The following is a 20,242-nucleotide window of genomic DNA, read 5'->3' as shown; positions in this document are numbered from 1 at the left end:
AGATTTTGTGATAAATTATACCCCATTTATACTAAATCTTTTTCATAAGAGTTATTATACTTGACTTAAGTATATATTTAGCCCCAATACCTATGCGAACATTTACCTGTTCTATTTGTCTTATATTTCTGTTTATCAGTAATATATATGCACAAAATTCACCTGATTGTAGGACTGCGATTCCTGTTTGTGCAGATGGCCAGCCAATTATGCCAATTGTTGATGGCAGTGGTGATATAGACGATTTTGATCCTGATGTAATTAGGCAAAGTGGTTGTTTGGAGAAAGGAAGTGTAAGTTCTGCAAATATCGAAAACAACACCTCTTGGTTCGTTTTTAGAGCAGGTACAGGCGGTCAGGTAGGTTTTGACATTGAGGCTTTGCCGGTAACGGGTACTACAATAACAGCGGAGTGGGACTTTGCGGTTTATGGTCCTTATGATCAGACCAGTGGGCAAAATTTCTGTTCGATTATAGGAAGTGGATCAGAACCTATCCGTTGTAATTATGAAGCCAATAATACGCGTTTCACAGGAATAGGGATTAATCCGGAGAATGGGGATGTGGGTGCTCCTTTTTTAAAGCAAAGCCAAAACACATATGACGAATGGTTAGATGTACTCCCAGGAGAAATCTACTATATTTTCATTAATAATTTCAACACCAATTTCGATGATGATGCCGAGCAATTTTCATTGACTTTTACGGGTAGTTCGGTTGATGCCGATCAAGATAATGCGTTGGATTGTACCTTACGTGACGAATTTTTAGGATTGGATATAATTGCTTGTGAGGGTGATCCGGACATCACCTTATCTGCACAAAATTCTCCTTTTGGACCTGATATTGTAACTGTTGTTTGGACTGTAGATTATGAGGACGATGGCGTTATTGATGCCACCTTGCCGGGATCCGGACCTTCCAATGCCGAATTGGTGGTGAGCAGCCCCAATTCTGGACGCTATTTTGTTGAACTGACCAACAGTTTTGGAAATGATGTAGGTGATAATATACTAATCACCTTTTTTGGAACCCCGGTTTTACAGGAAGTAATCGTTAGGGACGATCTTTCCGATAATAATATTGTGGAATTTGTAATGTTGAGGCCAGAGGGGAGTTATGAATACGCTATAAATGGAGGGGAATTTCAGGATGACCCTGTTTTTAATAATGTGCCACCAGGGGTAAATACGGTGATTATAAATGATAAAAATGGCTGCGGAATTACCGAGCCCTTAGAGTTTTTAGTGGTGGGTTATCCCAAGTTCTTTACGCCCAATGCCGATGGTATCCATGACCGTTGGAATGTATATGGAATTTCCACCTTGATAGATCCGGTGGTATTTATATTTGATCGTTACGGCAAACTTCTTAAACAGATTGATGAAACCACAATAGGGTGGGATGGTACCTTTAATGGAAGGCCTATGCCATCATCGGACTATTGGTTTAGGATGGATTATTCCCGAGACGAAGATGGTATTATAGTGGCTCGAGCTATTAGGACCCATTTTACATTAAAGCGATAGATAATCTATGGATTCCAAAATAATAAAAGACGGGTAAATCCCGTCTTTTATGTTCCTAAAATCCCGTTTACTTTAAAAATTAAGGGTATATCCCAAACTTACCACAGAGTTCTTATTTGTAATACTTGCCGGGGTGGGAAGTCCAACATCATAAAGTTGTTTGTTTATGTCCTGAGTGGCGTAATTGTAGGATAGGTCTAGCCTACTTCCTCCAAAATTATAACCAATTCCACCAGAATAACCATTTAAATCGCCTATGGTTCCTCCATTGGTATAAGGACTTTGTTCAAATCTGTATCCAGCCCTTAAGCTAAGTGCCGCAATTCGGTACTCCCCACCCAATCTAAAAGTGGATACAGTACTTAGTTTATCGGAAATGAGGTTATTTTCCGCAGCAAAACTTGGATCCGAAGCAGGTCTTAACTCGGCTTTTGACATATCTTGATATCCATAATCAAAGCTTATTAGTCCATCCTGTCCAAAAATAATAGCTAAACTACCAGTTAATTTAGCGGGTATTTTTATAGTGTAATCCTCATATAAGTTAATGATATTAAAATTGATAAATGAAATATCACTATCTGCCAAATCAGAATTTATTCTTTGTGAGGTTTCATCCGATAATTTGTACCAGGTAGGGGATTGATAACTACCACCGATCCTAAAAGTCTCATTCAATTTCCCGATGGCTCCCGCACTAAAGGAAAAACCGCTCCCCTGAGTTCTTAAAAAGTTGTCGAAGGTTATGGTTTGAATTTCCGAATCGGCATCGAAACCTCTTTCGGTTAATTGGGTAAGTTTGTCCAGAAATACACTGTGTATGTTCATGGAGGCTCCCAAATATAGATTATCGCCATACTGCGAGGCCAAGTTGGCGGTAAACTTACTATTATATCCCGAACTACTTTGCGAGTAATTTTGATTAACATTACTGTATTGGGCGTTGGAGATGTAATCGGTATTGTTGTCGTCAGAGAAATCAACAGGGTCTATTATGCCACCATAATAACCTAAAAAGGCCTGTTGGTCCACAAATCCCAAATTAGAGCCAATATCCAGATAAGCCTCCTCTATAAACTCATCATCCTGTACTAAAAGAGGTCCAAATGGTACTCCATTGGCCAAATCCAAAAAGTAATTGTCAATACCCTGGTTACTATTGCCGCTAACAAAGAGATCGTCGTCAAAATTTTTAATTAGATCATAATTAAAAGCCAATGCAACTTTCCTCCATGGAGAACTGTCGTTGGTGCTTTTAAATACAAAAACACCTCCTATTTGGTTAAGGTCAAAAGAATTTAGAGAGGCGCTGGAACTGCCATTGAAATAGGTGGCGTCATTTTTAACATTGTAATTTGATCCAGTTAGGGATAGCAAACTATTATTGAAAACAGCTGAACCTGCCGGATTTACATTTAGGGCGGATAAATCACCTCCCAATGCGCCAAAGGCACCATTTAATCCTTGAAATCGTGCGGATCCATAAGAACCCTCCCCGCTCAACCTTAAAACATCATTAATGTTCTGGGCGCTGGCGAAAGCACATACCAATATTAGAATGAAAGTATAATTCCTTTTCATTTTATTTAGTTTAGAAAGTTTTTATTGAAATTAGGGGCCATATTGTCTAGTTGCGTCTACCGCTACTTCTGCTGCTACTACTTGAGGATGACGATCTTGAAGAAGAACTGCTAGAACTTCTTACGTTTCCGCTGGAGCTACTGGAGCTACTGGAACTTCTTACGTTGCCACTGGATGACCTTGAAGGAGTACTGCTAGAATTACTTCTATATGTTCCACTTGATGATCGTGTTGGGCTAGAACTTCTGTAGGTTCCACTTGACGATCTAGAAGGAGTGCTGCCCGAACTTCTATAGGTAGAAGTCCTTGGCGCGGTGCCTTTATATGTACTATTGTTAGGTGAACTGCTCCTATAGGTCTGATTGCTTCTGGAACTGCTATAATTTGGTACTGCCCTAGTACTTCTACTGGTACGGTAGGATCTATTTCTTTCCAGGGCATCGACCCCAACATTGCTTCTAGATGAGGTTCCACTTCTATTGACATTGCTTCGGGAAGCAGTGCTTCGATACCTACTAGTGTTTGTACGACTGGTAGAGTTGACATTGGACCTGCCTCTTAAGGCATTACTGCTTAAAGTGGAATTGGAGTTATAAACACCTCTCCTACTGGCGCTATAGGCATAACTTCTATTGTGGTAATTATTGCCATACCTATTGCGGGAATAATAATAAGGATAGTTGCGATAAGGGTTATAGTAATAAGGAGAATAGTAATAAGGGCTATAAAAACCTCCCCAGCCATATGAATAGCCGTATCCTCCCCAGCCCCAATTGTTCCATCCATATCCATAACCTCCCCATCTCCATGGGTTATGGTATCCGTAATAACCACCGTAGAAGCCTCCGTAAAAACCGCTGTATCCCCATCCATAAGGTGAGCCGCCCCAACCCCAGTTGTCATGAATGTTTATATTTACAGTTGTTGCGTTATCTCCCCAAGAGCCATATCCGTTGTAATCATTATAGTTACCATTGTAACCCAAGTCCTGATTATTGTTAAGGCTGTCGTTTTCAACATCGCTATAATAGCCATCAACATCGGTGAATACCTCGCTATCCAGAATTTCCTCGTACTCATTTGCTTTTTGGCCAAAATAATCTCCGTAGGTATCCTGTTTTGCGGTTACTTGCTGATTTCTTGGCTGATTGGTAACACGGACCTGCTCTGTTCTCTCAGAGCTATTGGTGTAGATGCCATCATTATCGTAATAAGAGGCCTGTTGGTACGATCCGCAAGATGTCAATACTATACTAAGGAGTACAACAGTTGCTGCTATATGTATTCTTCGGTGGGGTAGAGAATGTATCATCGCTGTAAATTTAATTGTTGAACATTGTAAAAATAGTTAGTTTTGCCGAACTATTTCATTTAAATATAGGGTCGCAAGTTTTGTGCCAAACTTACTAGTATGGGTAAAAATTTAACGAAAAGAGCAGAGGATTATTCCAAATGGTATAATGAACTTGTAGTAAAAGCGGATTTAGCTGAAAATTCGGGAGTTAGGGGTTGTATGGTCATTAAACCTTATGGTTATGCCATTTGGGAAAAGATACAGGCCCAATTGGATAAAATGTTCAAGGAAACAGGTCATGAGAATGCCTATTTTCCATTGTTTATACCCAAGTCCTATTTGAGCAAAGAGGCGAGTCATGTGGAGGGTTTTGCAAAGGAATGCGCCGTGGTTACCCATTATAGATTAAAGAATGCCGAGGATGGTAGTGGAATTATTGTAGATCCAGATGCCAAGTTGGAGGAAGAGCTTATTGTAAGGCCAACATCGGAAACCATAATATGGGACACCTATAGAAGGTGGATTCAATCTTATCGTGATTTACCCCTCTTGATCAATCAATGGGCCAATGTGGTGCGTTGGGAAATGCGTACGCGTCTTTTCTTGCGAACCGCAGAATTTTTGTGGCAAGAAGGCCATACTGCACATGCCACGGAAAAGGAGGCCATTGCCGAAGCTGAACAAATGATGAACGTGTACGCTGAATTTGTGGAGGATTATATGGCGGTGCCCGTTATAAAAGGGACTAAAACAGCCAGTGAGCGTTTTGCTGGTGCATTGGAGACCTATTGTATTGAAGCTTTGATGCAAGATGGTAAAGCCTTGCAAGCAGGTACCTCACATTTCCTGGGTCAAAATTTCGCCAAGGCTTTTGATGTAAAATTTGCCACTAAAGAAGGTGTGCAGGAATACGTTTGGGCAACCTCTTGGGGAGTTTCCACAAGGTTAATGGGGGCATTGATCATGACGCATAGTGATGACAACGGATTGGTATTACCTCCAAAATTGGCTCCCATACAAGTGGTGATCGTTCCAATTTATAAGGGGGGAGATCAATTGGATGCCATTTCAGAAAGAGTTGCTCCTTTGGTAAAGGAATTGCGTTCTAAAGGAATCTCCGTAAAATATGACAACAGGGATACCCATAAACCAGGATTTAAGTTCAATGAGTACGAGTTGAAAGGAGTGCCCGTTCGTTTGGCCATAGGACAAAGGGATATGGATAATGGTACTTTTGAGGTAGCAAGACGGGATACTTTTGAAAAAGAAACCGTTAAGGCCGATGAGGTAGTAGCGAAAATTGAATTTTTGATGGAGGATATTCAGACGAATATTCATAATAAGGCCTTGGAACATAGAAGAACCCATATCACGGAGGTGAATTCTTATGAGGAATTTAAGGAAGTGTTGGAAAACAAAGGTGGATTCTTGTCGGCACATTGGGATGGAACTACGGAAACCGAAGAATTGATCAAAGACCAAACAAAGGCTACCATTCGCTGCATTCCAATAGATGTAAAAAAGGAAGGGGGAGTCTGTATGATAACAGGAAAACCATCTTCAAATAGGGTGCTTTTCGCTAAGGCGTATTAAAAGATTTTAAAAAATTTTATTTAGGTCTTGCGATAGTAAAAAATAATTGTATTTTTGCATCCGCAATTATGCGATTTAATGGTCCGTTCGTCTAGGGGTTAGGACGCCAGGTTTTCATCCTGGTAACAGGGGTTCGATTCCCCTACGGACTACTAAAGTTATTTTGAAATTTTGGGGTGTTGATTTCGACCTAAAAATTGTGTCAATACTTGAAACCAAAAAATGGTCCGTTCGTCTAGGGGTTAGGACGCCAGGTTTTCATCCTGGTAACAGGGGTTCGATTCCCCTACGGACTACACAGTAGATTTCGGGGTTTATCCCACTAAAAAATTAATTAAATAGAAAATGGCAAATCATAAGTCAGCATTAAAGAGGATTAGAAGAAACGAAGCGGTAAGGTTACGTAACAGGTATCAGCACAAAACAACCCGTAACGCTATCAGAAGACTGCGTACAGAGGAAGATAAGAAGGCTGCTGAAACTTTGTTGCCAAGTGTGGTAAGTATGATCGATAGATTGGCTAAGCGCAATATTATCCATTCCAATAAAGCTGCAAACTTAAAGAGCAAGTTGACCAAACAAGTCTCTGCACTATAAGTTTTATAATTTATATAAAGGAACGCCCTTCGTAAGAATGGGCGTTTTTTTGTTTCTAAAATCCACCGCATTTTTCGGGAAAGGGATTCGGTAGGATCAACAACAAATAGTTGAATAAATTCCCTTGTTGCCTTCGGGTTATCAGTTCCATTCGGCCACAACTTTTGGAATTGATCCGTAATGTTTGTTGTATATTTCTGCGAAGTCTAGGTAATTCCGATGTATTGCCCAATATTCTCAACTGCCAAAGGGACGGTTATTAAAGAGTTAACTGAAGCATCATTCGATCTTATTATAATAGATGGTAAAAAGCAACTAATTAAATCGTTGGAAGCGATATTCCGTTGGTGTAATCCCTTTTATTTCTTTAAATTTTCTATTGAAGTTGGCAATTGTTCCAAATCCGCATTGTTCAGAAATATGGGAAATGGGAAGGTCCCGATCGTTGTGAATAAGTTTGCAGGCATTTTCGATACGAATTTCTATTAAAAACTGGAAAAAGGTTTTGTTGGTTCGCTTCTTGAAATAACGGCAAAATGAATTCTTGTTCATATGGGCCTTATCTGCAATCTCTTCCAATGTAATAGGTTCGTAAAACCTTTCCATGGCATATTTAAAAACATCATTCATCCGTTTTCCTTCATCCTCGGTATATTTCTTTTTGTAAACAAAGGAAGAAAGAGGTGTGGTTTGGGCCGCACTGATTAAACTTATTATTTTTAAAAGCGTAGCTATCCTTTCAATCTTATTTTGATTGTTTAGTTTCTTGAATTGTTTAGCGATTTTCTTTTTTTTGGAAAGTACCTTCATTCCGTATTCCGAAGCTTTAAAAAAAACCTTGGTTCCTGCCATATCCGTCAATTCAAAAAAATGATTTCCAAAGGAGCTTTTGTTAAAAAATAAGGAACACATAATAGATTCATCACTTTTGTTTGAATCACTTTTAAAAACATGGGGAACGTACCCTCCAATTACCATAATATCATTCTCCCTATATTCGTTTATGGTGTCGGCTACCACAAAAGATCCCGCCCCTTTTACGATAAGGCTTATTTGTAATTCTTGATGTTGGTGAAGTTGGCCATAAAATATTCTTTCCCGATCTTCTTGGTAGATGAGCGCTACGTTTTTTGGCTTCGGAATTTTAAAGGGTAGTACTTTCAAGACTTATGTTTTGCAAATATTATTAAAAATAATAATATGTTTCGGCATACGGGGTAATATAGTATAATAATATGTGTTTCGGGAATAGACCTGCTAAGGTAAAGTATTTGCTACTTTAAAAATTGGACCTTGCCATTCTGAGCAACGTGTAGATACAATTTAACCGCTATCCCAATACCTGAAGGAGGTCAGGGTTAAGTGGTCCATTTCAGGAAAAGTTTAAACCTAGGTAACCAATAATCTATAAATGCAGACGGTACTCCCACCTACATCTTTTTAATTATTTTTACAATTTGCTCAAAAATATCTAGTTCATCTTCCAATTTTAAGTCGGTATTGTATTTTTTCTTTAAATCATATTCCGTTAAAATGATATGTTTATTGGGTTCGATGTCAATGTTCTTCAGGCACTCTTTGGCACATTGAAGGGGGCATCCGTCAACAACTATTATTGGCCTATTGGACCTGGCCTTTTTAACAAGTGATTTGACTTTGCCGCCTACCCCAGCAATACATGACATCTCCGCAATACCATCGGAATTTATTTTTAGGGCAATATCGTTCGCCAATTGTGCCACATTACTGCAGCCTGAACAGGAATATATTAAAGGTACCGTACTGTGCTCATGTTTTTCCATTATAACAATTTTAGATTTTGTGTAAAGACTTACAGCAGATCCTTTGTCAGACTTTCCATATCGGTTTGTACATTGTCTATATTGTAATAACTCCCTTTATTAAGCTTTCGTTCCAATGATTGGCTAATGATTAAATGCGCGACATTCACCAGATTTCTTAATTCACAGAGCGCAGTATTAATTTTTGCGCCTTTATAAAGTTCCTCGACCTCATTGTAAATAAGATCTAGATGACGAACAGCTTTTGTTAATCGCCTGTTGCTTCTTACAATTCCCACATAATCCCGCATTAGGGCCTGTAATTGGGTAAGGTTGTGTTGTATCAGGATATATTCTTTGGGAATGCTTGTGCCGTCATCATTCCATTCAGGAATGGAGGCGTAGTTGGGATCTGGCGGATGTGCAGTGTGATATTCAAATATATTATGGGCGTAAACCAAAGCTTCCAATAGGGAGTTCGAAGCCAGTCTGTTGGCTCCGTGTAGTCCTGTTCTTGAGCACTCACCACAGGCGAATAAGTTGGCCACCGAAGTCTGTCCGTACTTGTCCACAACAATGCCGCCACAAAGATAATGTGAAGCAGGAACAACGGGAATCCAATCCTTTTCAATATCTATATGGTTGAATAAGCATTCTTGATAAATATTTGGAAAATGTTTTTTAAAGGCCTTTATATCTATGTGGGTACAATCTAAAAAGACGTGGGAATCGCCTGATTTTTTTAACTCGGCATCAATACTTTGGGATACGATATCCCTCGAAGCCAATTCTGCACGTTTATCATAAATGGGCATAAATCTATGTCCTTTTTTATCTCGTAAAGTGGCGCCAAAGCCCCTGACCGCTTCAGAAATCAGAAATGATCGCCCATCTTTATTGTTATACAGGGCCGTGGGATGAAACTGCACAAACTCCATATCCTTAATTTCGGCTTTTGCCCTATACGCCATTGCAATGCCGTCCCCTGTTGCAATTATTGGATTGGTGGTATGACCATATACACGACCAATGCCGCCCGATGCCAATAAGGTACTATCTGCCCTAATGGTAATTATATCCCCTGTCTTTTGATCTAATACGTAGGCGCCATAGCATGATATATTTTTGGATTCCGGAATATTAAGATGATGTTCAGTAATCAGGTCCAATGCAAAATGATAGGATAAAACAGTGACATTGGGGAATTTATGAACTTGTTGCAGTAATGCACGCTCAATCTCGAACCCGGTAATATCCTTATGGTGAACAACCCGGTATTCCGAGTGTCCACCTTCAATTCCTAAATCCAACTTACCGGAATCATTAATATCAAAACTGGCACCCCAGAGCATTAATTCCCTGAGCCGTTGGGGACCTTCCTTTATGACCATTTCAACCACGGCCTCATCACACAAACCGTCTCCCGCAACCAAGGTGTCTTGTATGTGTTTTTGAAAAGAATCTTCCTCTAAATCCAATACAACGGCAACACCACCTTGGGCGTATTTTGTATTGGATTCATGCTCATCTGCCTTAGTGACTATAATTACGGTCTTATCGGGGAATCTCTGGGCAATCTTTACGGCGTAAGTCAATCCTGCCACTCCCGAGCCTATTACAAGAAAATTTGCATGCACCATTTTATTTCGATAATTCCAACATTCTTTGAATAGGTTGTAGTGCCCGTAACCTTATGTCCTCTTCGACTTCTATTTGTGGTGTTTCATTTAAAAGACAATCATAAATTTTTTGAAGGGTATTGACTTTCATAAAGGCACATTCGCTACAGGCGCAGGTGTTATCTTCCTCTGCTGGGGCCGGAATAAGAACGGTAGTCGGGACCTCTAGCTGCATTTTGTGTAATATACCGGCTTCCGTAGCAACAATAAACTGTTCTTTGGGATGGGTTTTTACATAATTGATCATACCGGCAGTGGAACCAATATAGGTAGCTAGATCTAAGATGTGCTCCTCTGATTCGGGATGGGCTATTATTTTGGATTCGGGATATATCTTGTAGAGTGCCAACAATTTATCCAGGGAAAAGGCTTCGTGAACTATACAGGAACCATCCCATAGCAATAGGTCTCTTTCCGTTTTTTTGCTTATGTAGCGACCCAAATTTTTGTCGGGCGCAAAAATAATCGGTCTTTCCTTAGGCACTGACTCCACTATTTTTAAGGCATTGGAGGAGGTACATACAATGTCGCTCATTGCTTTAATTTCTGCTGAACAATTAACATATGTAATTACCAGATGCTCGGGGTGTGCTTTTATGAATTTTGAAAATGCCTCTGGCGGACAAGAATCTGCCAACGAACAACCTGCACTTAAGTCGGGCAACAGCACTTTTTTCGTTGGATTTAGGATTTTTGCGGTCTCTGCCATAAAGTGTACCCCGGCAAATACGATTATTGATGCATCGGTCTCAGCAGCCATTTGTGATAACCCCAAACTATCGCCAACATAATCGGCAATTTCTTGTATTTCGTCCCGCTGGTAGTAATGCGCAAGAATTACGGCGTTCTTTTCTTGCCTTAACGTGTTAATTCTTTCTTTTAAATCCATTAGTTCAAAAGTAATTTTGAACCGGAAAAGTTAGGAGTTCCACCTCCTGTATAAAATGATAAATATCATAATAAAAAATAAAAATATTCTTTTATTAAAACTCAGAATTAAGAATAACCTTGATCCTATGTAAGGTTGTTGGTGTGACGAAGTGAATGTAATAACATGGTCTAACAAGCGAACGTTGGTCAATGCGTAAAGTACCAACTAAAGAAAAATTTTCAATCAAAAAAAACAAAAGCAAGCTATGTTATTTAGCTTGCTCTGTTTTCAACTTTTTGTTGACTTATTTGTGAGACACGTATTTTAATAGCCGTAGGCTCATTGAAATGCGATAGTCGAACGAAGTCCGCCTTTTTGGCGGGGTCTCCGGTTTAATATCTCGACACTTGGGTTGGTTCCTTAAAAGTGATTAAAACTTCTCCCAGGGTTTTATACAATTTTTTTCATTCCAAAATTTTGAGCAAGCTCCATTTTTTCATAAAAAAAAAGAACCACGTCTAAAAGGACGTGGTTTCTTGCTTGTGGTGACCTCGACTGGATTCAAACCAGTAACCTTCTGAGCCGTAATCAGATGCGCTATTCAGTTGCGCCACGAGGCCAATATAAAAATTCATTCTTCCCGTTTAACGGGCTGCAAATATATTTCTTTTTAAATTTACCACAAAATTACAACAGCCAAAATAAATGGATTTTAAAAAATTTGTACGCGATATCCCGAATTTCCCTGGGGATGGAATTACTTTTAAAGATATAACCCCCCTATTGCAGAATGCAGAGGCCTTGGCTGGAGCGGGGGACGCCTTATTTCATTTGATTGAAAATATGGAGATAGATAAGGTGGTGGGCATGGAAAGTCGGGGGTTTATCTTTGCCCCTATGTTGGCTACACGCCTCAATGCCGGATTTGTTCCTGTAAGAAAACGCGGAAAATTACCCCATCAAATAATTAGTGAATCATATGAGTTGGAATATGGTTCAGATGTGCTTGAAATTCACGTAGATAGTATTTTAAAAGGGGAGAGGGTACTTATTCATGATGATGTCCTAGCCACAGGAGGAACGGCAAAAGCTGTTTGTAAACTAGTAGAAAAGTTGGGTGGAGAAGTGGTTCAGTGCAATTTTTTAATGGAACTTTATTTTTTAAAGGGTAGGGAAAAATTGTCCGGATACCCTGTAGCTTCCCTTATACAGTATTAATCCAGGGCATTAGTGGTTACTAAGTACCGCCATCCAATAATTACCATTTGAATTTTTGTGGCCTTGGAAAGGTCCAACTGTTGTTTCGAATAGGATGGCAATAACAACTTATTCATTTTTGCCAAAAATTTAAAGAAAGCCTTTTTCATCCTTTATTGATATTTTAATGGGTAAGTACCAAAATTAGTTGCCTGTCCAATTTGTAATAGGTGCAAATATAGGGACTAAGAAACTATTTAAATTTTATCCTTCAGTTCTATTTTTGCCTTTTTTTGCCAGCTGCTTGTTATTTTCTCGTCACTTAGCCTTTGTGATACGCCTCAAAAGGCCTAGATTTTGTAAAAAAACTTCAAAGTAGATTCTAAAAACATATTATAAACAGTTTCTATGTGGAAAAAGGATTTCAAAATATTGACTTATCGCTCGGTTTGCCGGGGAAAGGAAATAGTTGACGATGAAATGTGGTAATTACCACAAGATATTCCCTAAATATTGCGATTTGTAGAATAAAACGTATTTTTGCGCAAAATTTTAAAGTAATGAGTACAAATAGAACATTTACCATGTTAAAGCCAGATGCCGTTGAGAATGGGCATATTGGTGGAATTTTGGACAAAATAACATCGGCCGGATTTAAGATTGTGGCAATGAAATATACGCAATTGAGCAAAAGGGATGCCCAAGCGTTTTATGCAATACATAAAGAGCGTCCTTTTTTCGGAGAATTGGTAGACTTTATGACCAGAGGACCAATTGTATCCGCTATATTGGAAAAGGATAACGCCGTTGAAGATTTTCGTGCCTTGATCGGTGCAACAAATCCTGCTGATGCAGCTGAAGGTACTATTCGTAAATTGTTTGCAACTTCAATAGCGGAAAATGCGGTTCACGGTTCTGATAGTGACGAAAATGCAGCTATCGAAGGTGCATTTCATTTTGCAGGAAGGGAAATTTTTTAATAATCCATATTCCTGACAAAAAAACCACGCCTTTAAGCGTGGTTTTTTTGTTTGTCCATGCCGGAAGTTTATCTCAGAACAATTTTTGTGATTAGATTTTTCCCCAATTCCTCGTTCAATAACTTTATGATTTTGGATTTGCCATGGCTTAGCTCCTCTCTTAGCACCGAGGAGGAAAGTGATACAAAAAGGGTGTCGTTCCGTAATTCTATGGCCGTAGTATAATTATTTACGCCATTGCCCATTAGATTTATCCATGCTTCACGTGCATTTACCCGGTCCATTCCCTTTTGTAATTTATTTTCAGAAATAAATTCCTGTAAGGCTTCACCTAGGCGAAGGTTGTCATTTTTTCTCTTGGCCATTCTTATTTGATATTAATGGGTTCAAATCTTTTGTAGTGGTATTTTAAATTATCCTCACTTAGCACCGTAAAGCTATTTTCAGATAGACTAATGATTTTTTCATGCCATTCGCTCAGTCCAGTGGTATAGTTTATGGTGAAAACACCATCTTTTTCATGAATAGTAAACATTTCTGCATCATTGGAGGTATCGTAGGTTCCATTAAATTTTGGTTGTACCTTTTTTCGATATCCTTTAAGGGCGTTAATTTCAATGTAGTCCACACTTGTGTTGACGGTATATTCCTTATCGGTGCCATCTGGAAAAGAAACTTTTTCAATCTCCCAATAGCCGTTCAAATAAGGCAGGTCTATTTGGTTTATTTTGTCTTGACAGCCAATTAGGCTATTTAGTGCTATAAAAAAATAAATATATCGCATACTACAGCTTAAATATCTTATAGGATTGGTGTATCTTCTTTATAATCTCTTCGGTTCTATCCGCATGGGTATCGCTAAGGAATATCTGTCCAAAATTATCTTCGTCTACCAAATGAATGATATGGGCCACCCGGCTTTCATCCAATTTGTCAAAAATATCATCCAGTAGTAATAAGGGGGTTGTCCCGGCCTGTTTTTTTATAAAGTAGAACTGAGCCAATTTCAAGGCGATCAAAAAAGATTTTTGTTGCCCCTGACTTCCAAATTTTTTTATGGGATGCCCGTCTATTTCAAAGTTAAGGTCGTCTTTATGCGTGCCCACACTGGTATATTGGAGCGCTTTATCCTTTTCTAGATTCCTTTCCAATAAAGTTAATAGATCATTGTCCAATAGCTTACTATCATATGTTAAATCTACAGGTTCCTTACCCCCGGATATTGCGAGGTATTGTTCCTTGAATATGGGTATGAACGCTTCCAGAAATTCAGCCCTTTTGGTGAAAATTCTGCTGCCGTATTCCTGCAGTTGCTCATTGTAAACCTCCAAGCTTGTCCTGTCAAAAGTTTGGTTGACGGCAAAATACTTTAGTAGGGAATTTCTCTGGCTAAGGGTTTTGTTGTACTTGATCAGATTTTGCAGGTATTCCTTGTCGGATTGGGAAATGACCCCATCCATAAATTTTCTACGGGTTTCACTACCTTCTATTATTAAATCGCGATCAGCTGGGGAAATAATAACCAAGGGTAGGAAGCCAATATGGTCAGAGAATTTTTCGTAGGCCTTGCCGTTGCGTTTTATGATTTTTTTCAACCCCTTTTTAAGGCTGCACAGAATCTTTTCCTCCCTGTCGTTTTTATGGAATTCCCCATCGATTACGAAAAAATCCTCATCGTGTTTTATATTTTGGGTCGCAACTGGATTGAAATAGCTTTTTCCAAAGGAAAGGTGGTAAATGGCATCTAGAACGTTCGTTTTTCCCACGCCATTATCGCCCACAAAACAATTGATTTTGGCATCGAATTCGAAATTTTCGGAGGCAAAGTTTTTATAATTTATAAGTGATAATTTCTTTAGAAACATTCTGGGTCTTAAAATATTTATTTTCTATTCCTCTCGGAATCTATAAAATATCCAAAAATAACGAATAAATACCCGTTCGGTTTTGGATAAAAACTTTATTTTTGCGCGATTAATAAAATTCAAAAATGGCAACTTACAAGAAAAGAGGTTTTAAACCAAAAAATAAAGAGGAGGAGAATTTGTTGGATGAGCAGGAAAGTACAACTGCAGAGGTATTTAGTTCGTTGGATGAAGGAGCGTCCAGATCGGAAGAATGGGTCTCCCGGAATCAAAATTATATTCTTGGAGTAATTGGGGTAATTGCCGTAACCGTTTTAGGATATATGGCCTACTTTCAATTTGTAGAAAAGCCAAAGGAAGAAAGTGCTGCCAACGAGATGCTATATCCTCAGCAATATTTTGATCAAGCCTTAACCGCGACTACTGAAAAGGATTCCTTGTTTACCCTAGCCTTGAACGGGGCAGAAGGTAAATATGGTTTTTTGGATATTATTGAAGAGTACAATGGTACTCCCGCTGCCAATTTAGCCAAATATTCGGCTGGGATGGCTTTTTTGAATATGCAGAAATACGATGAAGCCATTAAGTACTTGGAAGGATTTTCATCCGATGATTTAATTTTGGGTGCCTTGGCAAAAGGTGGTTTGGGTGATGCTTTTCTTCAATTGAACCAGCCTAGTGATGCCTTGGGATATTATGAGCAGGCTTTTGCCCATAGTGCCAATGACTTTACTACTCCAAAATTTTTGTATAAAGCTGGTGTTACCGCTTTGGAATTGAAGGAAAATGGTAAGGCATTAAAATATTTTCAAAGTATAAAGGATGAATACCCAAGCTCTGATGAGGCTAGGACTATTGATGCATTTATAGGCAAGGCAAAAAACTAATAGTATGGCTACGGCTAATAAAAATTTATCGGCTTACGATAAAACTGCAATCCCAAGCGCGAATGATTTTCGGTTTGGGATTGTTGTTTCAGAGTGGAATGAGGACATTACCGAAGGACTTTACAACGGAGCTTTGAGCGCCCTTTTGGATTGTGGTGCCAAGGAGGGGAATATTATTCGCTGGAATGTTCCTGGGAGTTTTGAGCTTACTTTTGGTGCCAAAAAAATGATAGAAACCCTGAAAGTGGATGCAGTTATCGCGATCGGTAGCGTAATCCAGGGGGAAACCAAACATTTCGATTTTGTTTGTAGCGCTACGGCCCAAGGAATAATGGACCTAAACGTAAGAACGGAAGTGCCGGTTATTTTTTGCGTTTTAACGGACAACAATATGCAACAGGCCATTGACCGAAGTGGCGGCAAACATGGCAATAAGGGAGCTGAGGCCGCAATAGCTGCCATAAAAATGGCCAGCCTAGGAAAGTAGCCTTTATAATTTACTTTTCCTATTCTTCCGGCTTTGCATGCCCAATAGGTGATACTGCCGTAATTGTTAACATTTTTTGGCAAGGGATATAAGGCATATTTTTTGATTTTAAGTAACTTTGAAACAATAAGGATTATGGGAAAGTTTTCAAAATTACGCAAAAACAAAAAGTTTGGTTATACACCTCGTTACTTCGATGATAAAGGTGAAGGAAGTCCGTTTAAAATAGAACACAAATTGGACAAATTTAGACCCACCATGGACGGTCGTTCGGGATTTAAAGGGAAGTTCAGTAGGGCTATGGACGATTTAAAACAATCTGGAAGCCGAAATCAAAAAATTAGGACCCTAATCATTATTGCCATCCTTATTCTTATTTTTCTATACATCATAGATTTCGATCTATCTATCTTTATACAGCAATAATGGCAGATATTATTAAGCTTTTGCCAGACCATGTTGCCAATCAAATTGCCGCGGGGGAAGTAGTTCAACGGCCTGCTTCGGTTGTGAAGGAGCTCATGGAAAACGCTATCGATGCAGGGGCGTCCACTATAAAATTGGTTGTAAAGGAGGGAGGAAAAACACTAATTCAAGTAATTGATGATGGTTTAGGGATGAGTGTTACCGATGCGCGACTAAGTTTTGAACGTCACGCCACATCAAAGATTCAAAAAGCGGAGGACCTTTTTCAATTGAGTACCAAAGGTTTTAGAGGAGAGGCTTTGGCCTCCATCGCTGCTATTGCCCATGTGGAAATGCAGACGAGGACAGAGGAAGATGAAGTGGCAACGCATATAAAAATTGAGGGTAGCAAGATTATCGCCCAAGAAGTGGCTGTGGCACCCAAAGGGACATCCATGATGGTAAAGAATTTATTCTTTAATATTCCTGCAAGACGAAATTTTCTTAAATCGAACCATGTAGAGCTACGGCATATAATGGACGAATTTCATAGAGTGGCCTTGGCACATTCCTCGATTAGTTTTCATTTTTATAATAATGGAAGTGAACTGTTTAATTTGCCTAGCTCGAACAGTAGACAGCGTATTGTAAATATATTTGGTGCCAAAACCAATGAAAAATTAGTACCGGTAAAGGAAGATACCCAGGTAGTTAAAATAAGTGGCTACATCAGTAAGCCGGAATTTGCCAAAAAGAGTAGGGGTGAACAGTTCTTCTTTGTAAACAATAGGTTTATAAAGAGCCCATATCTCCATCATGCCATTTTAGGAGCATTTGACGGACTTATAAAAAAGGAAAATCATCCTGGCTATTTCCTGTATTTAACCGTTGATCCAGGTTCTATCGATATTAATATTCATCCCACCAAAACGGAAATTAAGTTTGATGATGAGCATACCCTGTATGCCATTTTAAGGTCAACCGTGAAGCATAGTTTAGGACAATTCAATGTAATGCCATCCCTGGATTTTGAGCAGGATCAAAATTTGGAAACTCCGTATAACTATAAAAATAGATCGGCGGAGCTGCCCAAAGTTATTGTCGATGCCGGCTTTAATCCTTTTAAGGAGGACTCTTTGGCAGGATCTGCACAAAAGTCGGGTTTCCAGAAACCGAGTACAAAAGACTGGGAAAGTTTATATGTTGGCATGGAGTCCAATATAGGCAAGAATGCCGGTTTTAGTAGTGTAAGCTTCGAATCCGATACAATTACTGGTTCTATTTTTGAGAACAGAAAAGAAACCATTGATACAGGTGCAACCACTTTTCAATTAAGGCGCAAGTATATTGTGACTACCATAAAATCCGGAATGGTGGTCATTGATCAAAGTAGGGCGCATCAACGGGTGCTTTATGAAAAATTTTTAAAGAACATCACCATAAAGGAGGCGGTAAGTCAACAACTGTTATTTCCTTTATCTTTGACATTTTCAAAATCCGATTGCGCAATTATTGAAGAAATTCAAGATAGTTTAACCACAGTGGGATTTATTTTTGATAGCATTGATGTGGAAAAGGTGAAGGTCACCGGGGTCCCATTCTCCGTTCCCGAGAGTGAGGTAGGAATTATTTTGGACCAGTTGATATCGGACTATCAACAGGACTTTGTTGGGGATGGTTTTTCACAGACCGATATTCTGGCCAAAACCTTGGCCAAATCCCTTTCTGTAAAAACAGGGGAGGTATTGGATAGTGATTCCCAGTTGGGTTTGGTCAACGATTTATTTGCCTGTAAGGAATCTGGGGTAAGTCCTTTTAATAAGCCAATATTTGTCACTATTAGTGAGGATGAAATTGATAAAAAATTTATATAAATGGGTAGAATTACGGACGCAGTAAAGCATTTGATAATTATTAATGTGCTGTTTTTTGTGGCAACACAATTATACGGGGATCAAATGTACCAGTGGTTTTCACTTTGGTTTCCCAAAAATGAAAATTTCGAAGTCTGGCAAATGATATCCCATATGTTTATGCATGGCGGGTTTATGCATATTTTATTCAATATGTACGCGTTGTGGGCCTTTGGGTCGCCATTGGAGCAAATGTGGGGAAGGAATAAATTTTTCTTCTTTTATTTTTCGGCAGGAATTGGGGCGGCCTTGATCCATACCGGGGTCAATTACTACTATTTTAATCAGGGGCTGGATGCCTTAGTGAATTCAGGAATTCCTAAGGAACAGATCATGGAAATTATTTCAGGAGGTAAATATAGTCCTAGTTGGTACGATGTGGCTTCCAAGAGTACAATCGATAATTTTTTGGGAGCTTTTAATACTCCAGCAGTCGGGGCCTCTGGTGCCATCTATGGTGTTTTGGTGGCTTTTGGAATGTCGTATCCCAATAGTGAACTCTTTTTAATGTTTATTCCTGTACCTGTTAAGGCCAAATATTTTATTCCGGTCCTAATTGGATTGGATTTATTTTCAGGGGTAACGGGGTATTCTATATTTGGCAATGGAATAGCTCATTTTGCTCATGTAGGCGGTGCGTTATTTGGGTTTATTATGATGTGGTATTGGAAAAATAATCAGTTTAACAACAATCGCTGGGATAGGTAATGGGCAATCAAAATATTAGATATTATTACAACAGGTTAAATATTGCCGAAAGGCTAATAGTCATTAATGTGGCTGTATTTATTCTGAGTGGATTGCTGAAGATACTATTTGGATTTTCTGGGGATAGTATAATTCGTTGGTTCGAACTTCCAAAGGATTTTTTTAATTTCCTTACCCAGCCGTGGTCAATAGTTACCTATTCTTTTTTTCATTCGGGCTTGGGGCATATCTTTTGGAATATGTTGATGCTGTATTTCGCAGGTAGAATATTTCTAAACCTTTTCGATAATAAGAGGTTTCTCAATGTTTATTTTTTAGGGGTTATCCTTGGAGGATTGATATTTTTATTGAGCTATAATATATTCCCAGCCTTATTGGGTATAAATACTGCTCTGATCGGGGCTTCGGCCGGAGTTACTGCTGTGCTAATTTTTGTTTGTGCCTATTTGCCAAATCAAGAAGTCCGCATTGTATTTTTTAATGTAAAACTATGGCAAATTGGAGTCTTTGTGGTTTTGTTGGATCTTATTCAAATCTCAATTGGGGGCAATGTAGGCGGACGTTTGGCACATATAGGCGGTGCTGCCTTAGGTTATTTTTATGCACGACAACTCCTTAAAGGTCACGATATTGGAAGCGGTTTTGCCAAGTTTTTGGATGCCATTGGCAATTTATTTAAGAGGGGTGAGAAAAAGGCGCCTCTAAAAACGGTATATAGAAAAGAAAATAGAGGTAAAGTAACTACAGATAATTATGATAAGGAAAGTCGCCAGCGTAAAATAGATGCTATCTTGGATAAGATTAGCAAGTCTGGATACGAAAGTCTTTCCAAAGCTGAAAAGGATTTTTTATTTAAGGCAGGAAAAGAATAAAAA

At 38.9% G+C, this 20,242-nt stretch carries 21 protein-coding genes and 3 tRNA genes; 13 read left to right on the top strand and 11 right to left on the bottom strand.

From position 1 onward, the window contains the following. Positions 1–92 precede the first annotated feature (92 nt). Positions 93–1,529: a T9SS type B sorting domain-containing protein gene (locus CWD91_RS07495; protein ID WP_103440342.1), complete on the top strand. Its 1,437-nt coding sequence runs from the start codon at positions 93–95 to the stop codon at positions 1,527–1,529. A 72-nt stretch (positions 1,530–1,601) separates the two neighbouring features. On the opposite strand, the gene CWD91_RS07490 is transcribed toward CWD91_RS07495, so the two are convergent. Together CWD91_RS07490 and CWD91_RS22650 are read right to left on the bottom strand one after the other, a co-directional pair. Further along, entirely contained in the window at positions 1,602–3,110 is a 1,509-nt protein-coding gene (locus CWD91_RS07490) for an OmpP1/FadL family transporter (RefSeq protein WP_103440341.1), read from the bottom strand. Positions 3,111–3,156: 46 nt separating this feature from the next. Beyond that, positions 3,157–4,422: a hypothetical protein gene (locus CWD91_RS22650; protein WP_157943745.1), complete on the bottom strand. Its 1,266-nt coding sequence runs from the start codon at positions 4,420–4,422 to the stop codon at positions 3,157–3,159. A 99-nt stretch (positions 4,423–4,521) separates the two neighbouring features. Between CWD91_RS22650 and proS the strand changes: the two genes are divergently transcribed. From proS to rpsT, 4 genes are all read left to right on the top strand, one after another. Beyond that, the gene (gene proS / locus CWD91_RS07475; protein ID WP_103440338.1) at positions 4,522–5,997 is read left to right on the top strand and encodes a proline--tRNA ligase; all 1,476 of its coding nucleotides are present in this window, start codon (positions 4,522–4,524) and stop codon (positions 5,995–5,997) included. Positions 5,998–6,077: 80 nt separating this feature from the next. Continuing rightward, positions 6,078–6,149, top strand: a tRNA-Glu gene (locus CWD91_RS07470). Positions 6,150–6,221: 72 nt separating this feature from the next. After that, positions 6,222–6,293, top strand: a tRNA-Glu gene (locus CWD91_RS07465). Between the two features lie 49 nt (positions 6,294–6,342). Continuing rightward, positions 6,343–6,594 carry a 30S ribosomal protein S20 gene (gene rpsT / locus CWD91_RS07460; RefSeq protein ID WP_103440337.1) on the top strand — a complete coding sequence of 84 codons (252 nt, stop codon included), beginning with the start codon at positions 6,343–6,345 and terminating at the stop codon, positions 6,592–6,594. 315 nt (positions 6,595–6,909) lie between these two features. Here the strand turns inward: rpsT and CWD91_RS07455 are convergent, their stop codons facing one another. The 5 genes from CWD91_RS07455 to CWD91_RS07435 all read right to left on the bottom strand — a co-directional run bounded on the left by CWD91_RS07455 (position 6,910) and on the right by CWD91_RS07435 (position 11,545). After that, positions 6,910–7,758: an AraC family transcriptional regulator gene (locus CWD91_RS07455; RefSeq protein ID WP_103440336.1), complete on the bottom strand. Its 849-nt coding sequence runs from the start codon at positions 7,756–7,758 to the stop codon at positions 6,910–6,912. 266 nt (positions 7,759–8,024) lie between these two features. Continuing rightward, complete coding sequence (locus CWD91_RS07450; protein ID WP_103440335.1) at positions 8,025–8,396, bottom strand: putative zinc-binding protein; 372 nt, start codon at positions 8,394–8,396, stop codon at positions 8,025–8,027. Between the two features lie 29 nt (positions 8,397–8,425). Beyond that, positions 8,426–10,015, bottom strand: a complete 1,590-nt coding sequence (gene nadB / locus CWD91_RS07445) for an L-aspartate oxidase (RefSeq protein ID WP_103440334.1) — start codon at positions 10,013–10,015, stop codon at positions 8,426–8,428. Position 10,016: 1 nt separating this feature from the next. Further along, a complete protein-coding gene (nadA, locus tag CWD91_RS07440; RefSeq protein ID WP_103440333.1) occupies positions 10,017–10,943 on the bottom strand; it encodes a quinolinate synthase NadA in 927 nt (308 codons plus the stop codon). 525 nt (positions 10,944–11,468) lie between these two features. Further along, positions 11,469–11,545, bottom strand: a tRNA-Arg gene (locus CWD91_RS07435). 85 nt (positions 11,546–11,630) lie between these two features. Here CWD91_RS07435 and CWD91_RS07430 point away from each other — a divergent pair. Next, the gene (locus CWD91_RS07430; RefSeq protein ID WP_103440332.1) at positions 11,631–12,143 is read left to right on the top strand and encodes an adenine phosphoribosyltransferase; all 513 of its coding nucleotides are present in this window, start codon (positions 11,631–11,633) and stop codon (positions 12,141–12,143) included. Here the strand turns inward: CWD91_RS07430 and CWD91_RS07425 are convergent. After that, the gene (locus CWD91_RS07425; protein ID WP_103440331.1) at positions 12,140–12,292 is read right to left on the bottom strand and encodes an SsrA-binding protein; all 153 of its coding nucleotides are present in this window, start codon (positions 12,290–12,292) and stop codon (positions 12,140–12,142) included. The two genes, CWD91_RS07430 and CWD91_RS07425, sit on opposite strands and share 4 nt — an antisense overlap. A gap of 390 nt (positions 12,293–12,682) precedes the next feature. Here CWD91_RS07425 and CWD91_RS07420 point away from each other — a divergent pair, with 390 nt between their 5' ends. After that, entirely contained in the window at positions 12,683–13,102 is a 420-nt protein-coding gene (locus CWD91_RS07420) for a nucleoside-diphosphate kinase (RefSeq protein ID WP_103440330.1), read from the top strand. Between the two features lie 68 nt (positions 13,103–13,170). On the opposite strand, the gene CWD91_RS07415 is transcribed toward CWD91_RS07420, so the two are convergent. The 3 genes from CWD91_RS07415 to recF are packed head-to-tail and all read right to left on the bottom strand — an operon-like array spanning position 13,171 to position 14,967. After that, positions 13,171–13,467 (bottom strand): DUF721 domain-containing protein, encoded by a 297-nt coding sequence (locus CWD91_RS07415; protein WP_103440329.1) that lies wholly within the window; start codon positions 13,465–13,467, stop codon positions 13,171–13,173. Positions 13,468–13,469: 2 nt separating this feature from the next. Next, positions 13,470–13,886: a lipocalin family protein gene (locus tag CWD91_RS07410; RefSeq protein WP_103440328.1), complete on the bottom strand. Its 417-nt coding sequence runs from the start codon at positions 13,884–13,886 to the stop codon at positions 13,470–13,472. Between the two features lies 1 nt (position 13,887). Continuing rightward, positions 13,888–14,967 carry a DNA replication/repair protein RecF gene (gene recF, locus CWD91_RS07405; RefSeq protein ID WP_103440327.1) on the bottom strand — a complete coding sequence of 360 codons (1,080 nt, stop codon included), beginning with the start codon at positions 14,965–14,967 and terminating at the stop codon, positions 13,888–13,890. Between the two features lie 125 nt (positions 14,968–15,092). On the opposite strand from recF, the gene CWD91_RS07400 reads away from it, so the two are divergent. The 6 genes from CWD91_RS07400 to CWD91_RS07375 all read left to right on the top strand — a co-directional run bounded on the left by CWD91_RS07400 (position 15,093) and on the right by CWD91_RS07375 (position 20,239). Then, positions 15,093–15,854 carry a tetratricopeptide repeat protein gene (locus CWD91_RS07400; protein ID WP_103440326.1) on the top strand — a complete coding sequence of 254 codons (762 nt, stop codon included), beginning with the start codon at positions 15,093–15,095 and terminating at the stop codon, positions 15,852–15,854. A gap of 4 nt (positions 15,855–15,858) precedes the next feature. Further along, complete coding sequence (gene ribH, locus CWD91_RS07395) at positions 15,859–16,341, top strand: 6,7-dimethyl-8-ribityllumazine synthase (protein WP_103440325.1); 483 nt, start codon at positions 15,859–15,861, stop codon at positions 16,339–16,341. Between the two features lie 135 nt (positions 16,342–16,476). Continuing rightward, positions 16,477–16,767: a riboflavin synthase subunit beta gene (locus CWD91_RS07390; RefSeq protein ID WP_103440526.1), complete on the top strand. Its 291-nt coding sequence runs from the start codon at positions 16,477–16,479 to the stop codon at positions 16,765–16,767. Beyond that, positions 16,767–18,620 (top strand): DNA mismatch repair endonuclease MutL, encoded by a 1,854-nt coding sequence (gene mutL, locus CWD91_RS07385; RefSeq protein ID WP_103440324.1) that lies wholly within the window; start codon positions 16,767–16,769, stop codon positions 18,618–18,620. Before CWD91_RS07390 ends, mutL begins: the two co-directional genes overlap by 1 nt. Beyond that, the gene (locus CWD91_RS07380; RefSeq protein WP_103440323.1) at positions 18,621–19,367 is read left to right on the top strand and encodes a rhomboid family intramembrane serine protease; all 747 of its coding nucleotides are present in this window, start codon (positions 18,621–18,623) and stop codon (positions 19,365–19,367) included. After that, positions 19,367–20,239, top strand: a complete 873-nt coding sequence (locus CWD91_RS07375; RefSeq protein WP_103440322.1) for a rhomboid family intramembrane serine protease — start codon at positions 19,367–19,369, stop codon at positions 20,237–20,239. Before CWD91_RS07380 ends, CWD91_RS07375 begins: the two co-directional genes overlap by 1 nt. The last annotated feature ends 3 nt before the right edge of the window (positions 20,240–20,242 follow it).

The organism is Arenibacter hampyeongensis (genome assembly GCF_002909255.1).
Lineage (GTDB): Bacteria > Bacteroidota > Bacteroidia > Flavobacteriales > Flavobacteriaceae > Arenibacter > Arenibacter hampyeongensis.
This window is presented reverse-complemented; position numbering and strand designations above follow the sequence as displayed.

Coding starts and splice junctions, on each gene's coding strand:
- CWD91_RS07495 (WP_103440342.1), top strand. CDS start 93: ATGCGAACATTTACCTGTTCTATTTGTCTTATATTTCTGTTTATCAGT.
- CWD91_RS07490 (WP_103440341.1), bottom strand. CDS start 3,110: ATGAAAAGGAATTATACTTTCATTCTAATATTGGTATGTGCTTTCGCC.
- CWD91_RS22650 (WP_157943745.1), bottom strand. CDS start 4,422: ATGATACATTCTCTACCCCACCGAAGAATACATATAGCAGCAACTGTT.
- proS (WP_103440338.1), top strand. CDS start 4,522: ATGGGTAAAAATTTAACGAAAAGAGCAGAGGATTATTCCAAATGGTAT.
- rpsT (WP_103440337.1), top strand. CDS start 6,343: ATGGCAAATCATAAGTCAGCATTAAAGAGGATTAGAAGAAACGAAGCG.
- CWD91_RS07450 (WP_103440335.1), bottom strand. CDS start 8,396: ATGGAAAAACATGAGCACAGTACGGTACCTTTAATATATTCCTGTTCA.
- nadB (WP_103440334.1), bottom strand. CDS start 10,015: ATGGTGCATGCAAATTTTCTTGTAATAGGCTCGGGAGTGGCAGGATTG.
- nadA (WP_103440333.1), bottom strand. CDS start 10,943: ATGGATTTAAAAGAAAGAATTAACACGTTAAGGCAAGAAAAGAACGCC.
- CWD91_RS07430 (WP_103440332.1), top strand. CDS start 11,631: ATGGATTTTAAAAAATTTGTACGCGATATCCCGAATTTCCCTGGGGAT.
- CWD91_RS07425 (WP_103440331.1), bottom strand. CDS start 12,292: ATGAAAAAGGCTTTCTTTAAATTTTTGGCAAAAATGAATAAGTTGTTA.
- CWD91_RS07420 (WP_103440330.1), top strand. CDS start 12,683: ATGAGTACAAATAGAACATTTACCATGTTAAAGCCAGATGCCGTTGAG.
- CWD91_RS07415 (WP_103440329.1), bottom strand. CDS start 13,467: ATGGCCAAGAGAAAAAATGACAACCTTCGCCTAGGTGAAGCCTTACAG.
- CWD91_RS07410 (WP_103440328.1), bottom strand. CDS start 13,886: ATGCGATATATTTATTTTTTTATAGCACTAAATAGCCTAATTGGCTGT.
- recF (WP_103440327.1), bottom strand. CDS start 14,967: ATGTTTCTAAAGAAATTATCACTTATAAATTATAAAAACTTTGCCTCC.
- CWD91_RS07400 (WP_103440326.1), top strand. CDS start 15,093: ATGGCAACTTACAAGAAAAGAGGTTTTAAACCAAAAAATAAAGAGGAG.
- ribH (WP_103440325.1), top strand. CDS start 15,859: ATGGCTACGGCTAATAAAAATTTATCGGCTTACGATAAAACTGCAATC.
- CWD91_RS07390 (WP_103440526.1), top strand. CDS start 16,477: ATGGGAAAGTTTTCAAAATTACGCAAAAACAAAAAGTTTGGTTATACA.
- mutL (WP_103440324.1), top strand. CDS start 16,767: ATGGCAGATATTATTAAGCTTTTGCCAGACCATGTTGCCAATCAAATT.
- CWD91_RS07380 (WP_103440323.1), top strand. CDS start 18,621: ATGGGTAGAATTACGGACGCAGTAAAGCATTTGATAATTATTAATGTG.
- CWD91_RS07375 (WP_103440322.1), top strand. CDS start 19,367: ATGGGCAATCAAAATATTAGATATTATTACAACAGGTTAAATATTGCC.